Genomic DNA, 15,531 nt, shown 5'->3' with positions numbered 1-15,531 from the left:
TTCACAAATTTCATTTCTATAAATAGATAGTGAAAAAATTTATTATAACATTATTTTACTTAATCTTTATTTCAAGTTCTGTAATTGCAGAAAATATAGAATCTTCCGCAAATAATCTCTTTCATATAGGACAAATGAATTCGCATAATAAAAATTTTGCTCTTTTTTTTAAAACTAGAGATAAAGCTATTCTAGCAAGAGGTGAGGATTATAATTATGTTACAGATTTTCCTCAGGATTTATATATCTATAATTATAAAACAAAAATTTCATCACCATTAATTTCATATGAATGGTTTCCTACACAGGCAAAACACCTCTTAGAGGGTTATAATTATCCAGTTTTTCCAGAAGACTTTGCTTATTATCTATTAAAAGATAATAATACCTTAGTAATGATTAGTGCAATTAAAGATATAAAAAAAAATTTTAAATTTGATATTGCTAATAAAAAATTAAATTCATATCCATCAAATGGTAAGTTTGATTTTATAATTTCATCAATTGCAAAAAATTGTGGACATTCAAATCTTAAAGAAAATTATAAATGTAGCTACTACAAACCTTTAATTTCTAATAATCTGATTAATTAATTTGAGTAAATGCTTCAGCAAATTTTTCTGCGTTAAAAATTTGTAAATCATCTTCTTTTTCACCGAGTCCAAGAGCAATTATTGGAAGCTTATATTTTTTAGCAAGTGCTAATAAAATTCCTCCTTTTGCAGTGCCATCTAATTTTGTCATTATCAAACCAGTAAGAGGTATAATTTTATTAAACTCTTCTACTTGACTGATAACATTTTGGCCAGAGGTTGCATCAAGCACCAGGATTACATCGTGAGGAGCATCTGGATCTATTTTTTTAGTTACATGGGCAATTTTTTTGTACTCTTCCATTAAATTTTTTTTATTTTGCAATCTCCCTGCTGTATCAATTAAAACATGATTAAAATTGCCTTTTAATGCTTCTTCAATTGCTTTGTAGGCAACTGATGCGGGGTCAGATCCTTGAGTAGACTTTGTAATTTGTACATCAATTTTATCAGCCCAGCTTTCTAATTGCTCTATAGCAGCTGCTCTAAACGTATCGCAAGCAGAAAACATAACTTTGTTACCGTTAGATTTTAAAATTTTACCAACTTTTCCAATAGTTGTTGTTTTTCCAACCCCATTAACTCCTGATACTAGAACTGCGTTGAGCTTTTCTTTTTTATTAAAAAAATTCTTATTTTCTAAAGGTTTCATTAAAGTGATTATATATTCTCTTAGAATTAAATTTACCTCATTCATAATATCTTTTTTTGGGTCAATTTTTTCTTGAGCAATAATTTTCTTAATTTCTTCAGCCGCAACAAGACCAACATCAGATTGAATCAAATATTCTTCAATCTGATCTAATGTTTTGTCATCTATTTCTTTTTTTACAATTATATCTCTTAAACCAGATGTAAATGCAGAAGCGCTTTTTTTAAAACCAATTTTAAATTTATCAAAAATTCCCATTATAATTTAATGTCAATATTTTTGATATCAGACACAGGTCCTTTCATATGAACACTATTTCTTTCATCAATAGAAATTGTTAAATTACCTAATGCAAATTCTATATCTGTAGTTTTTTCTACTAGATTACTAATATTAGCTACAACAGCTGTTGCACAAGCAGCTGTACCACAAGCCTTAGTAAGCCCGGCTCCCCTTTCCCAAACTTTTACTTTTATTAAATTTTTATTCACAACTTTAGCCAGGGTTACATTGCATTTTTCTGGAAATAATTGATGATTTTCAATTTTTGGACCAATACTTTGTAAGTCAAATGCTTCAATATCGTCTACAAAGAAAATTATATGTGGATTGCCAACATTTACAGCTGTTCCACCAATATGTTTAGTGTTATTTTTATCTACAATTTCAATTTTCAAGTCTTGTGTATCTAGCTGCTCACTTAAGGGAATCTCCTCCCAATTAACTTTTGGTATACCTATTTCTGTTTCAACTAAATTCCTTCCTAAGATTTTGGATTTTAGAGAGCCAGAAGCTGTTAAGAGCGTTATTTCTTTTTTACCACTTTCTTTTGATAGAAGATCTGCCACACACCTAGTACCATTTCCACAAGCACCAGATGCACTTCCATCTGAATTATAGAATTCCACACCTGCATCTATTTCTTTATTTTTCTTAATTAGAATGAGTTGATCACATCCAATGAAACTACGATCACATACTTTAATTATTTGATCTTTGTTTAAATTGAAATCCTGGCTTCTTTGATCGATAATTACAAAATCATTGCCCAAACCATCCATTTTAAATGCTTTAATATCCATATGTAGATATTTAACTTATTTATTGACTTTTTGAACCTCTATTATAGGTTGTCTTCGTTTCCACAAAAACGTTAAATTTGTGGTGTCTTTGGAGACAAAGAGATCAACACTAGTCAGCGATATTCGCCCACTAGTGAGAAACTGCTGTGCGTAATAAATATGTTTGAAAATTTAACAAATAAATTCGAAGAAATTTTTTCTTCTTTAAAAAAAGCAGCTTCACTTGATGAGAATCAAGTAGATGAAGGCTTAAGAGGTATTAGACAGGCTTTATTAGAAGCCGATGTGTCTCTAGATGTAACTAAAGATTTTATAGAAAAAGTTAAGCCAAAGGTTATGGGTCAAGAAATAATTAGATCAACCTCTCCAGGAGATATGGTTGTTAAAATTGTTTATGATGAACTAGTAAGCCTTTTAGGTGAAAGCAACACAGATATTAATTTAAATGCAGTTCCACCAGTTCCAATGATGCTGGTAGGTCTTCAAGGTTCTGGTAAAACTACAACAACAGCAAAATTAGCCAAATATTTAGAAAAAAATAAAAAGAAAAAGATAATGATGGTTAGTCTTGATGTGTATAGGCCAGCTGCACAAGAACAGTTAAGATCATTGGGAGAGCAAAATGATATTTTAACATTACCTATTATTGAAGGGCAGTTACCAGCAGATATTTGCAGAAGAGCAGTTAGCGCTGCAAACCTAAATGGTGCAGAAATTATATTATTTGATACAGCAGGCCGAACACAAATAGACCTTCAGATGATGAGTGAAATTAAACAAATAGAAAGCATAATTAATCCAACAGAAGTATTTTTAGTTGCAGATTCTTTAACGGGACAAGTTGCTGCAGAAGTTGCAAAAGAATTTAAGAATACTGTAAATGTGACAGGTATTGTTTTAACAAGAGCTGATGGTGATGCAAGAGGTGGTGCGGCTCTTAGTATGAAATATGTTTCTCAAGTACCAATTAAGTTTTTAGGGGTAGGAGAAAAAATAGAAAATTTAGAGGTTTTTCACCCAGATAGAATAGCCAATAGAATATTAGGTATGGGAGACATCGTTTCTCTCGTCGAAAAAGCTGCAGAGGATCTTGGTGAAGAGAATATAAAAAAAGCAGAAGAGAATTTAAAAAAAGGACAATTTTCTATGGAAGATTATTTAACACAACTTAGACAAATGAAAAAAATGGGAGGCATAGAAGGAATCATGTCGTTTATGCCGGGTGTTTCTAAAGTAAAATCACAAATGGATGCTTCGGGAATTGATGAAAGCGTTATTACTAAAAATGAAGCAATCATTTTATCTATGACAAAAAAAGAAAGAGGAAATCCTAAAATCATTGATGGTTCTAGGAAAAAAAGAATTGCTAATGGCTCTGGAACAGATGCGGCCACTATCAATAAATTGCTTAAGCAATTTAAAATGATGTCTGAAATGATGAAGAAGATGTCAAAAGGAAACCTGAAGGGTATGTCTGATAAAGGAATACCTCCAGAGCTATTAAATCAACTTAAATAAATAAAGGAAAAAAAATGATAAAAATAAGACTATCAAGAGGTGGAACAAAAAAAAGACCAGTATACAAAGTAGTTATAGCAGACAGTCGTCGAGCAAGAGATGGAAGGTTTATTGAGAAAGTAGGATTCTTTAATCCTCTTTTACCAAAAGACAAAAAAGAAAGAGTAGGACTAGAAGCAGAAAGAATTAAATATTGGTTAGGTCAAGGTGCTCAACCAACTACTAGAGTTGCAAGAATTTTAGGTGAAAATGGTATTATAGCAATGCCTGCAAATGGCAGTAACCCAAGTAAAGCTATTCCTAAAAAAGAAAGAAAAAAAGAAGGAGACGAAGCAGCTCCAGCTCCAGCAGCAGAAGCTCCTAAAGCAGAAGCAGCTCCAGCAGCAGAAGCTCCTAAAGCAGAAGCAGCTCCAGCAGCAGAAGCTCCTAAAGCAGAAGCAGCTCCAGCAGCAGAAGCTCCTAAAGCAGAAGCAGCTCCAGCAGCAGAAGCTCCTAAAGCAGAAGCAGCTCCAGCAGCAGAAGCTCCTAAAGCAGAAGCAGCTCCAGCAGCAGAAGCTCCTAATGCAGAAGCAGCTCCAGCAGCAGAAGCTCCTAAAGCAGAAGCAGCTCCAAAGGAAGAAGTTAAATAGCTGGATTCATGTGGCAAGCTCAGATATTCACACTCTATCCTGATTTTTTTCCTGGCCCTTTAAATAAAGGGCTATATGGAAAAGCTTTAACAAATAAAATTTGGGATTTAAAAGTTGTAAATATTAGAGAGGCTGCTGAGGATAAACACAAAACAGTAGATGATACTCCTTTTGGAGGTGGATCTGGAATGTTATTGAAAGCTGACATTTTAGCAAAATCTCTTGATAAAAATAAAAAAGAAGGTGAAAGAATTTTTTATTTATCACCTAAAGGAAAAAAACTTGATCAGAAATTGGCACTAGAACTATCTAAAGAAAAATCTATTAGTTTAATTTGTGGTCATTTTGAAGGTGTTGATGAAAGATTATTATCCACAAGGAATATAGAAGAACTCAGCATAGGAGACTTTATTTTATCTGGGGGTGAAACAGCAGCATTTGTTGTGTTGGACAGTGTTCTTAGGTTGCTGCCAGGTGTCTTAGGAAATGAAAAGTCAAAGACTGATGAGAGTTTTGAGAATGGGCTTTTGGAGTATCCCCAATACACAAAACCTCAAATTTGGGAGGAAAAAAGCATTCCAGAGGTACTATTATCAGGAGATCATAACAAAATTAAAGACTGGCGTTTATCACAATCAGAGGCTATAACACGCGTCCGAAGACCAGATTTGTGGGAAAAATATAAGAAAAACTAACTTAATAAATACTAATATGAAAACAATTGAAGAAATAAACCAACATAACGTTAAAAAAATACTAACTGAGAAGAAAATTCCAGATTTTTTTCCAGGAGATATAGTAAAAGTTGGTGTTAGAATTACAGAAGGTAAAAAAGACAGAATTCAATATTTTGAAGGTGTGTGTATAGCTAGAAAAAATAGAGATTTAAATTCTTCGTTCACAGTTAGAAAAATTTCATTTGGTGAGGGTGTTGAAAGAACATTTCCACTGTATGGTACAGTTATAGATACAATTACAGTTATTCGTCACGGTAAAGTTAGAAGAGCAAAATTATATTACTTAAGAGATAGAACTGGTAAATCAGCTAGGATTGCTGAAAGGATTAGAAAAAAAATTGGTATAGAAGTTGATGTTAAACCAGAAACGGTAACTGAAGAAACTTTAGCACCAGTAGCAGTAGAAGCAGAAAAACAAGCAGAGGTTCAAGCAGAACCTGAAAAACAACCAGAAGTTCAAGTAGAACCTAAAACAGAAAAATTAGAAGAAAAAAAATAATTTTTTTTTCAATGCATTTAACTCTTTACGATAAAATTTGGAACGATCACTTAGTAGATCAGCAAGATGATGGCACAGCATTATTATTCGTTGATCGACATTTAGTACATGAAGTTACAAGTCCACAAGCTTTTGAAGGATTAAGAAACTCTAATAGAAAAGTTAGACAACCTGGTTTAACGCTAGCAGTTGCGGATCATAATGTTCCAACTACCGATAGATCTAAAGGAATAACAGATGTGGAATCTAAAATTCAAGTAGATACCCTAGAAAGTAATTGTAAAGAATTTGGCGTTCAGTATTTAGGAATGAATGACAAGAGACAAGGAATTGTTCATATCATTGGTCCAGAACAAGGTTTTACACAGCCTGGAACAGTAATTGTTTGTGGAGACAGTCACACAGCAACACATGGTGCATTTGGTGCTTTGGCATTTGGAATTGGTACTTCCGAAGTAGAACATGTCCTAGCAACACAAACATTAGTTCAAAAAAAAGCAAAGAATTTTAGAATTAATGTTAATGGAAAACTTCCAATTGGTGTTACCTCTAAAGATGTAATCTTACAAATTATAGGAAACATTGGAACTGCAGGAGGAACAGGGTCAGTTATTGAATATGCTGGTAGCCTGATTTCGTCATTAAGCGTAGAGCAACGAATGACAATTTGCAATATGACTATCGAGGGAGGAGCAAGAGCAGGATTAATTGCTCCAGATGAAAAAATATTTGAATATTTAAAAGGTAAACCGATGTCTCCAAAAAATGAAAATTGGGATAAGGCTATGAAATATTGGGAAAGTTTAAAAACTGATGATGGAGCTAAATTTGATAAAGAAATAGATTTAGTAGCAGAAGACATTTTGCCTATGATTACCTGGGGAACTTCTCCACAAGATGTAATTACTATAGATGGCAAAGTTCCAAATCCTAAAAATGAACAAGATGAAGACAAAAGGAATTCTTTAGAAAGGTCATTAAATTACATGGGCTTAAAAGCTGATACACTAGCTACAGACATTAAGATTGATAAGGTTTTTATAGGAAGTTGTACAAATGGAAGAATTGAAGATTTAAGGGAAGCTGCGAAAATATTAAAAGATAAAAAGAAAGCATCCCATGTTCATGGAATGGTTGTTCCAGGCTCAGGCTTAGTTAAAGAGCAGGCAGAGCAGGAAGGTCTAGATAAAATATTTATAGCTTCAGGTTTTGAATGGAGAGAGCCCGGTTGTTCAATGTGTCTTGCAATGAATGCAGATAAATTAAAACAAGGAGAAAGATGTGCCTCAACTTCAAACAGAAATTTTGAAGGAAGACAGGGTAGAGGTGGAAGAACACATTTAGTCAGTCCTGGAATGGCAGCTGCAGCTGCAATTTCTGGAAACTTAGATGATGTTAGAAAGTATCAAAACTAAAATGCAAAAATTTAACTTACTTACAAGTATCCCAGCATATTTACCAATAGTAAATATTGATACAGATATGATTATTCCAAAACAATTTCTTAAAACAATTAAAAGAACAGGGTTAGGAAAAAACTTATTTTTTGAAATGAGGTATGATGATAATGGAAATGAAATAAAAGATTTTATTTTAAATCAAGAACCTCACAATCAATCAAAAATATTAATTGCAGGAAAAAACTTTGGCTGTGGTTCATCAAGAGAGCATGCGCCATGGGCACTTTTAGATTTTGGAATTACATGCGTGATAAGCTCTAGTTATGCTGATATTTTTTACAGTAACTGTTTCAAAAATGGAATTTTACCAATTACTTTACCAGAAGAAAAAATAAAAGAATTATCAGAATATTCAAAAAGAAAAGAAGAAATTTCAATAGACCTAAATGAAGAAAAGATAATTTTTGGAAATAGTGAAATCAAGTTTGACATTGATCCTTTTAAGAAAAAATGTTTATTAGAAGGGCTTGATGATATTGCGCTGTCATTAGCAAAAAAAGAAAAAATTACAACTTTTGAAGAAAACTTAAAAAATAGTAAACCATGGATATTTAATGATAAAAATTAAAAAAAGAAAAATTTTACTTCTACCTGGGGATGGCATTGGACCTGAAGTTATTCAAGAAGTTAAAAAAGTTATTTTATGGTTGAATTCAAATAAATCTCTAGATTTTGAAATTGATCAAGATTTAGCTGGTGGTTGTTCTTATGACAAACATGGAACACCAATTACGGATGAAGTTTTTTACAAAGCTTTAGAAAGTGAATTTGTTATGTTGGGTGCAGTAGGTGGACCAAAATGGGATAACTTAGATTTTTCAAAAAAACCAGAAAGAGCCTTATTGAAATTAAGAAAAGAATTAAAACTATTTGCAAATTTAAGACCTGCAATTTGTTTTGAGCAATTAGTTGATGCCTCAACCCTAAAACCAGAAATTGTATCTGGATTAGACATTATGATAGTTAGAGAATTAACAGGTGGAATTTATTTTGGTGAGCCAAGAGGAATTAAGCCAATAGAAAATGGAGAAAGAAAAGGGATTAATACCCACTCATATACAACTAGTGAAATAGTTAGAGTAGCAAAAGTAGCTTTTGATCTAGCAAGAAAGAGATCAAATAAGGTTACTTCATGTGAAAAGTCGAATGTAATGGAAGCTGGACAACTTTGGAAAGAAGAAGTCCAAGAGCTACACGACAAAGAATATAAAGATGTAGAATTAAGTCATATGCTTGCTGACAATTGTGCAATGCAATTATTAAAAAACCCAAAGCAATTTGATGTGATTGTTACAGATAATTTATTTGGAGATATGCTTTCAGATCAAGCCTCAATGTTAACTGGGTCTCTAGGTTTATTGCCATCAGCTTCTTTAGGTGCAAAAAATAAAGATGGAGAAATGAGAGCTATGTACGAACCTATTCACGGTTCTGCACCAGATATTGCTGGAAAAGAAATTGCAAACCCAATAGCCTCAATTTTAAGTTTTGCAATGGCCTTAAGATACTCATTGGATTTAGATAGTGAAGCTGATGCTTTAGAAAAAGCTGTGCAAGATGTCTTAAATGATGGTCTTAGAACAAAAGATATTCTTTCTGAGGGAAAAAAAGAAGTATCAACGTCAGCTATGGGTGATGCGATAATTTCAAAATTGCAATAATTAAATAATTATTCTAAAGTTCTGGAATGCCAAATTATACTGCACCAGTAGAAGACATGATGTTTCTTTTTGATAAATTAAGAAATAATAAAAATTATAATGATCTTGAAAAATATAAAGAAGTTAACTCAGAATTAGTAAAAGATATTTTAGAAGAAGCAGCTAAGATTAATCAAAACTTAATATTACCATTAGCAAAATCAGGTGATGAAAATCCAACAGTTCTAGAGAATGGTGTGGTTAGAACACCACCTGGCTATAAAGAAGCCTATTCTAAATATATAGAAGATGGCTGGACTTCACTTTCTTGTGATCCAAAATATGGAGGACAAGGAATGCCAAAAACTGTAAGTGCTTTTTTTGACGAAATGTTATCATCTGCAAGTTTGTCATTTAAACTTTATAGCGAGTTAAGTATTGGTGCATATAATTGTATTTCTCATCATGCTACAGATGAAATAAAAGAAAAATATCTTCCAAAAATGGTTGAAGGAAAATGGAGTGGTACGATGTGCCTTACTGAACCAGTTTGTGGAACTGATTTAGGACTTTTAAAAACTAAAGCTGTTGAGCAATCTGATGGAACTTTTAAATTAAGTGGGCAGAAAATTTTCATTACTTCAGGTGATCAAGACTTAACAGAGAATATTATCCATTTAGTTATTGCAAGAGTAGCTGATTCTCCAGTGGGAACAAAAGGAATAAGTTTATTCTTAGTACCCAAGTTTGCAGTAAATGAAGATGGATCTATTGGGGCAAGAAATGGAGTTTCTACAGGATCTATAGAAAGCAAAATGGGAATTAAAGGTTCTGCTACATGTGTATTAAACTTTGATGATGCAACTGGTTATATGATTGGATTAAAGAATAGAGGCTTAAATGCAATGTTTACCATGATGAATTTAGAGAGAATTGTTGTAGGAATTCAGGGCTTAGGAATTTCTGAAATTGCCTATCAAAATTCTTTAAGTTACGCAAAAGAAAGGAAACAAGGAAAAACAAATAATACAAAATCAACTAATGGAGCAGATTTTATAATTGAACATGCTGATATTAGAAAATCTTTGCTTAATATGAAATCTATTATTGAAGGTGAAAGAGCTTTATGTTTTTGGTTATCTCAACAAACAGAAGTTAGTCTTTATCATCCAGACAAAAAAATAAAGCAGGAAGCTTCAGATCTTGTGTCGTTAATGACACCAGTGGTTAAAACGATGTTTAGTGATATGGGAATGGAAATAACAAGTGAGGCTATGCAGGTTCATGGCGGTTATGGGTACACAAAAGACCAAGGAATAGAACAACTATATAGGGATAATAGAATCACCCCAATTTATGAAGGAACAAATTCAATCCAAGCAGCAGATTTGGTTTTTAGAAAATTGGTAAATAAAAATGGTGATATAATTAATAAGTATTTAGAGCTGATCAAGAATGATTGTAGTATTGAAAATGAAAAATTAAAACCTTTCATAAAAGAATTAAAAACACACTTAGAAATTTTATCTACTTTTACTGACTGGATTAAAGAAAAAGTACAAAACTCAAAAGATGATGCAAGTGCAGCATGCAATGACTATTTAAAAGCATTGGGGTTTGTATCTATAGCACATGCGTGGATAAAAGTTTTAGAAGTAAGTTTTAAAGATTATGAACAAAACAAAGACTTTTATGAAGATAAAATACAAACTGCAAATTTTTATTTTAAAAGAGTTTTACCAAGAGCCGAAAGTCATTTTAAAACTGCTACATCAGGAAGTGATTATATAATGAATTTTAAATTCAGTTAATATGAGTCATTACAATACAAATTTAGATAAAAATGAAGCTAATTATGTTCCTCTTTCTCCTTTAACGTTTTTAGAAAGAACTAAAGATATATATCCAAATTACGAAGCCTTAATTTATGAAAGTAGGTCGTATACCTGGGGAGAGGTTTATAAAAGATGTGTTAAGTTTGCTAGCGCACTAGATAAATTGGGTGTAAAAACTGGAGATACAGTTTCTATAATGGCTTTCAATACACCGGAAATTTTTGAAGCCCATTATTCAATACCAATGGTAGGAGCGGTAATTAATGCAATCAATACAAGACTAGACCCTAATACAGTAAGTTATATTTTACAGCATAGTGATGCAAAGGTTTTAATTGTAGATAGACAATTTCATGATGTAATTGAGAAGGCTTTAAAGAATGTTAAAAATAAAATTACAATTATTGATATTGACGACCAAGACATAGATACAAGTTCTTTTAAGAAAATAGGAGAACTTGAATATGAAAGTTTTTTAAATACAGGTGATGAAAATTACGAATGGAAAAAACCAAAAGATGAATGGGAAGCGATTTCATTAAGTTATACGTCTGGAACTACTGGAAGCCCAAAAGGAGTAGTTTATCATCATAGAGGCTCATATTTGATGTCAACTGGCAGTGCCACAGCCTGGAATATGCCTAACAAACTAAATTTTTTATGTGTTGTACCGATGTTCCATTGTAATGGCTGGTGCTATCCTTGGACACTAGCAATGCTACATGCAAGAGTAATTTGTTTAAGAAACATCGATGTAAAAAAGATGTTTGAATTAATTGATAAATATAAAGTAACTCATTTCGGTGGAGCCCCAATAGTATTAAATATGATTGTTAATGCTCCAAAAGAAGATCAAAAAGCTTTAAAAAGAAAAGTAAATGTTTTAACTGCAGGTGCACCGCCTCCAAGCATCATCTTTGAAAAAATGGAAAATCTTGGCTTTGAAGTGATGCATGTTTATGGATTAACCGAAACTTATGGTCATATGTTGCAGTGTGCATGGAATGAAGATTGGAATTCTTTAGAAAAAGATAAAAAGAATGAAATCAAAGCAAGGCAAGGTGTAAGGTACCCAAACACAGAGGGTGCTATTGTAATGGATTCAGAAACAATGAAGCCAGTGCCCAAAGATGGAAAGACCATGGGTGAAATTATGATTAGAGGAAATATCGTAATGAAGGGGTACTACAAAGATAAAGAAGCAACAGATAGATCAATGGCAGGTGGATGGTTTCATTCAGGAGATTTAGCTGTGACCCATCCTGACGGATATATTAAAATTCAAGATAGATCTAAAGATATTATTATTTCTGGAGGAGAAAATATTTCTTCAATAGAAATTGAAAATGCAATTTCAAAACATCCTTCAGTTTCTTTAGCAGCTGTAGTTGCTAAGCCAGATGAAAAATGGGGAGAAACACCTTGTGCTTTTGTTGAATTAATTAAAGATAAACCAGCAACTGAAAAAGAAATAATAGATTTTTGTAGAGAAACATTGGCAGGATTCAAAATTCCTAAAAGTGTTATTTTTTGTGATTTACCAAAAACTTCAACAGGAAAAATTCAAAAATTTGAACTAAGAAAAAAGGTTAAGGAATTAAGTTGATTTTTCAGGTAGATAATAAGAATGTCTTTGTATCAGATTCAGGTCAAGGTATTGATAAAGAAAAAGTCACAATAGTTTTACTTCATGGAAGTGGTCTCTCACATATTGTTTGGTCTTTAACAGAGCAGTATTTATCAAATCAAAATTATAATATTTTAGCAATTGATTTACCCGGTCATGGAAATTCTGAGGGCGATTGTTTAAAATCGATAGAAGAAATTTCAGATTGGTTAGAAAAAGTTTTTAAAGAACTTAATGTTTCTGAATTAACAATAGTAGGTCATTCTCAAGGGTGTTTGGAAGCATTGGAATATTATTCAAGATATTCAAAAAGAGTTAAAAATCTAATATTTGTTGGTGGTTCTTATAGAATGCCTGTTAATCAAGATTTAATAGATCTTGCTGAGAGTGGAGATGATAAAGCAGTTAAATTAATGATGAAATGGAGCTATGAAAACTCTAAAAAGTTTATTGGAGGTAATCCTGTAGAAAAAATTATTAATTCTCCAAGAGATATTAGGGAGGTTTTAGCCATTGATCTTATAGCTTGTAATAATTATAAAAACGGATCTGAGGCTTTAAAATCAATCAAGTGTCCCACATTATTTATTTTTGGTGAACTAGATAAGATGGTTAACCTTGAAAAAGGCAAGAAATTTGCTGAACTTATTCCTAATTCAAAAACTTATATAATAAAAGAATGTGGACATATGATTATGTTTGAAAAAGCTTTTGAAATGAGAGAAAAGATCTCTGAATTTTTAAAAAAATGAAAAACTTTTCAATAGCAAAATCTAGAAGATTAAGAAGTACTCCTTATACCTCAAGAATAGAGAAACAAGGGGTTACAGCATACACAATTTATAATCACATGCTGTTACCTGCTGCATTTGGATCAATAGAGGATAGCTACAAACATTTAAAAGAGCACGTTCAAGTATGGGATGTTGCTGCAGAAAGACAAGTAGAAATATCAGGAAAAGACTCTGCAGAGTTAGTACAATTGATGACATGTAGAGATTTATCAAAATCTAAAATTGGGAGATGTTATTATTGTCCAATAATAGATGAAAATGGAAATTTAGTTAATGATCCAGTTGTTCTAAAGCTGGATGAAAATAGATGGTGGCTATCAATAGCAGACTCGGATGTAATCTTTTTTGCCAAAGGTTTAGCATCTGGACATAAATTTGATGTTAAAATTATAGAACCAGTGGTGGATATAATGGCAATACAGGGTCCGAAATCATTTGCATTAATGGAAAAAGTTTTTGGAAAAAAAATTACTGAACTAAAATTCTTTGGATTTGATTATTTTGATTTTGAAGGAACAAAGCATCTTATAGCAAGGTCAGGATGGTCTAAGCAAGGTGGATATGAAGTTTATGTTCAAAATACAGAGTCAGGACAAAAATTATATGACTATCTTTTTGAAGTTGGAAAAGAATTTAATGTAGGACCTGGGTGTCCAAACTTAATAGAGAGAATTGAGAGTGCGTTACTATCTTATGGAAATGATTTTGATAACAGTGATAATCCATTTGAATGTGGTTTTGATCAATATGTTAGTTTGGATAGTGATATAAATTTTTTAGGAAAAGATAAATTAAAAGAAGTTAAATCAAAAGGAGCCCAAAAGAAGTTAATGGGTATTAAAATTGATATAAAAGAAATTAGTCTCACAGGATCAAAAAATTTATATGATGAGAAAAATAATATAATTGGTGAATTAAGATCGGCTTGTTATTCACCTCATTTTCAAATGGTTATTGGAATAGCAATGATCCAGAAGTCCTACTGGGAAGTATCTCAAACCTTTAAAATTCGAATAAATGACAACACTTTTCTTGGAAAAGTTTGCGATTTACCCTTCATCTAGTATAAAAGCCTAATAACATCATGAATATAGCAATTGTAGGAGCCACAGGTAATGTTGGAAGAAAAATTCTCGAGGTTCTAGAGAGAAAAAAACTTCCTATAAAGGAACTATTTTTAGTTGCTTCACCAAGAAGTGCTGGTCAAAAAATAAATTTTAGTGGCAAAGAACATGAGGTTTTTAACCTTGAAACATTTGATTTTTCAAAAATTAAAATTACTTTCTTTGCAGCAGGTGGAAAAATTTCAGAACAATATGCTTTAAAAGCAGCAAAGCACTCAATAGTTATAGATAATTCTAGTTTTTTTAGAATGGATCCTGATGTGCCATTAATTGTTCCACAGGTAAATTCAGAAGCAATTAAGAGTATGAAAAAAAATATAATTGCTAACCCTAATTGCTCAACAGCTCAGTTAGTAATTGCTCTTAAACCGTTACATGACTTATTCAATATTGTACGAATAGTTGTTTCGACGTATCAGTCTGTTTCAGGTGGTGGCAAAGACCCTATGGATGAACTAATAGAACAAACTAAATCATCTCTAGAAAATAAACAAATTAAACCTAGAAATTTTACTAAACAAATTGCTTTTAATGCCATTCCTCACATCGATGTTTTTGCAGATGATGGTTATACTAAAGAAGAATTAAAAATGACTAATGAAACTAAAAAAATTCTTGGTGACAAAATAGAATTAACAGCAACATGTGTAAGAGTTCCAGTTATGGTTTCTCATGCGGAGTCAGTAAATATTCAATTTGAAAAATCATTTTCTTTAGAAAAAGTTAGAAACACTCTTAGTAAAGCAGAGGGCTGTAAAGTTTATGATAAAAGAGAAGATGGAGGATACAGCACTCCAATTGAAGCAGAAGGTAGAGACGAAACTTATATTTCAAGAATAAGAGAAGATAAAACTAACAAGAATTCATTAAACCTATGGATTGTTTCTGATAATTTACTTAGAGGAGCGGCATTGAATGCTGTTGAAATTGCAGAAACTTTAATTAAAAATAATCTTAATGGAAATTAATAATCCTTTATCACCACATATTCAGATCTACAGATGGCACATATCTTCTTTAGTATCTATTTCACATAGAATTACAGGAATAATAAATATAGCTGCCATAACAATAATTTGTTTTTGGATTGCATCCTTACTACTAGGTGAAAATAGTTATGAGTTTACTAAGGTATTTTTAAATTCTATTTTAGGAAAATTCATAATTTTAGGTTTAACATGGTCATTTAGTTTCCAGATATTAAGTGAAATAAGACATTTAATTATGGACCTAGGATATGGGTTTGAATTAAAAGTATCAAAGATAACAGGATTAATCGTGATCATTGGTTCATTTTTTTTAACAATTTTAATTTATTTAATTGGAAAGCAATTTATTTAG

16 protein-coding genes are annotated in these 15,531 nt (G+C 31.8%); 14 read left to right on the top strand and 2 right to left on the bottom strand.

Translation table 11 applies throughout. The features are described from left to right. Positions 1–29 precede the first annotated feature (29 nt). The gene (locus ABXT48_RS07025; RefSeq protein ID WP_415286336.1) at positions 30–593 is read left to right on the top strand and encodes a hypothetical protein; all 564 of its coding nucleotides are present in this window, start codon (positions 30–32) and stop codon (positions 591–593) included. Here ABXT48_RS07025 and ftsY read toward each other — a convergent pair. Together ftsY and dapF are read right to left on the bottom strand one after the other, a co-directional pair. Further along, the gene (gene ftsY, locus ABXT48_RS07020; protein ID WP_415286335.1) at positions 586–1,503 is read right to left on the bottom strand and encodes a signal recognition particle-docking protein FtsY; all 918 of its coding nucleotides are present in this window, start codon (positions 1,501–1,503) and stop codon (positions 586–588) included. The genes ABXT48_RS07025 and ftsY overlap by 8 nt on opposite strands. Then, entirely contained in the window at positions 1,503–2,327 is an 825-nt protein-coding gene (dapF, locus tag ABXT48_RS07015) for a diaminopimelate epimerase (RefSeq protein WP_415286334.1), read from the bottom strand. The genes ftsY and dapF overlap by 1 nt, the downstream gene beginning before the upstream one ends. Before the next feature lie 159 nt (positions 2,328–2,486). Between dapF and ffh the strand changes: the two genes are divergently transcribed. The 13 genes from ffh to sdhC are packed head-to-tail and all read left to right on the top strand — an operon-like array spanning position 2,487 to position 15,531. After that, positions 2,487–3,845, top strand: coding sequence for a signal recognition particle protein (gene ffh / locus ABXT48_RS07010; RefSeq protein ID WP_415286333.1), 1,359 nt, complete (start codon positions 2,487–2,489; stop codon positions 3,843–3,845). Between the two features lie 14 nt (positions 3,846–3,859). Further along, positions 3,860–4,474 (top strand): 30S ribosomal protein S16, encoded by a 615-nt coding sequence (rpsP, locus tag ABXT48_RS07005; RefSeq protein WP_415302904.1) that lies wholly within the window; start codon positions 3,860–3,862, stop codon positions 4,472–4,474. 8 nt (positions 4,475–4,482) lie between these two features. Then, a complete protein-coding gene (gene trmD / locus ABXT48_RS07000; RefSeq protein WP_415302902.1) occupies positions 4,483–5,169 on the top strand; it encodes a tRNA (guanosine(37)-N1)-methyltransferase TrmD in 687 nt (228 codons plus the stop codon). 16 nt (positions 5,170–5,185) lie between these two features. Next, positions 5,186–5,710, top strand: coding sequence for a 50S ribosomal protein L19 (gene rplS / locus ABXT48_RS06995; RefSeq protein ID WP_415286330.1), 525 nt, complete (start codon positions 5,186–5,188; stop codon positions 5,708–5,710). A gap of 11 nt (positions 5,711–5,721) precedes the next feature. Beyond that, the gene (leuC, locus tag ABXT48_RS06990; RefSeq protein WP_415302900.1) at positions 5,722–7,125 is read left to right on the top strand and encodes a 3-isopropylmalate dehydratase large subunit; all 1,404 of its coding nucleotides are present in this window, start codon (positions 5,722–5,724) and stop codon (positions 7,123–7,125) included. Position 7,126: 1 nt separating this feature from the next. Next, the gene (leuD, locus tag ABXT48_RS06985) at positions 7,127–7,738 is read left to right on the top strand and encodes a 3-isopropylmalate dehydratase small subunit (RefSeq protein WP_415286328.1); all 612 of its coding nucleotides are present in this window, start codon (positions 7,127–7,129) and stop codon (positions 7,736–7,738) included. Beyond that, on the top strand, positions 7,725–8,831 hold the full coding sequence (gene leuB, locus ABXT48_RS06980; RefSeq protein WP_415278166.1) for a 3-isopropylmalate dehydrogenase: 1,107 nt from the start codon (positions 7,725–7,727) through the stop codon (positions 8,829–8,831). The genes leuD and leuB overlap by 14 nt, the downstream gene beginning before the upstream one ends. A 26-nt stretch (positions 8,832–8,857) precedes the next feature. Next, entirely contained in the window at positions 8,858–10,621 is a 1,764-nt protein-coding gene (locus ABXT48_RS06975; RefSeq protein ID WP_415286327.1) for an acyl-CoA dehydrogenase C-terminal domain-containing protein, read from the top strand. Between the two features lies 1 nt (position 10,622). Next, positions 10,623–12,251, top strand: a complete 1,629-nt coding sequence (locus ABXT48_RS06970; RefSeq protein WP_415286326.1) for a long-chain-fatty-acid--CoA ligase — start codon at positions 10,623–10,625, stop codon at positions 12,249–12,251. After that, positions 12,248–13,024, top strand: coding sequence for an alpha/beta fold hydrolase (locus ABXT48_RS06965; protein ID WP_415302898.1), 777 nt, complete (start codon positions 12,248–12,250; stop codon positions 13,022–13,024). The genes ABXT48_RS06970 and ABXT48_RS06965 overlap by 4 nt, the downstream gene beginning before the upstream one ends. Next, a complete protein-coding gene (locus tag ABXT48_RS06960) occupies positions 13,021–14,130 on the top strand; it encodes a dimethylsulfoniopropionate demethylase (RefSeq protein WP_415286324.1) in 1,110 nt (369 codons plus the stop codon). Before ABXT48_RS06965 ends, ABXT48_RS06960 begins: the two co-directional genes overlap by 4 nt. 20 nt (positions 14,131–14,150) lie before the next feature. Further along, complete coding sequence (locus ABXT48_RS06955) at positions 14,151–15,158, top strand: aspartate-semialdehyde dehydrogenase (RefSeq protein WP_415286323.1); 1,008 nt, start codon at positions 14,151–14,153, stop codon at positions 15,156–15,158. Continuing rightward, on the top strand, positions 15,148–15,531 hold the full coding sequence (gene sdhC, locus ABXT48_RS06950) for a succinate dehydrogenase, cytochrome b556 subunit (protein WP_415286322.1): 384 nt from the start codon (positions 15,148–15,150) through the stop codon (positions 15,529–15,531). The genes ABXT48_RS06955 and sdhC overlap by 11 nt, the downstream gene beginning before the upstream one ends.

Source organism: Candidatus Pelagibacter sp. Uisw_101, assembly GCF_047727615.1.
Classification (GTDB): Bacteria; Pseudomonadota; Alphaproteobacteria; order Pelagibacterales; family Pelagibacteraceae; genus Pelagibacter.
Note: the sequence above shows the minus strand (reverse complement) of the source record. Positions and strands in the feature narration are given on the sequence as shown.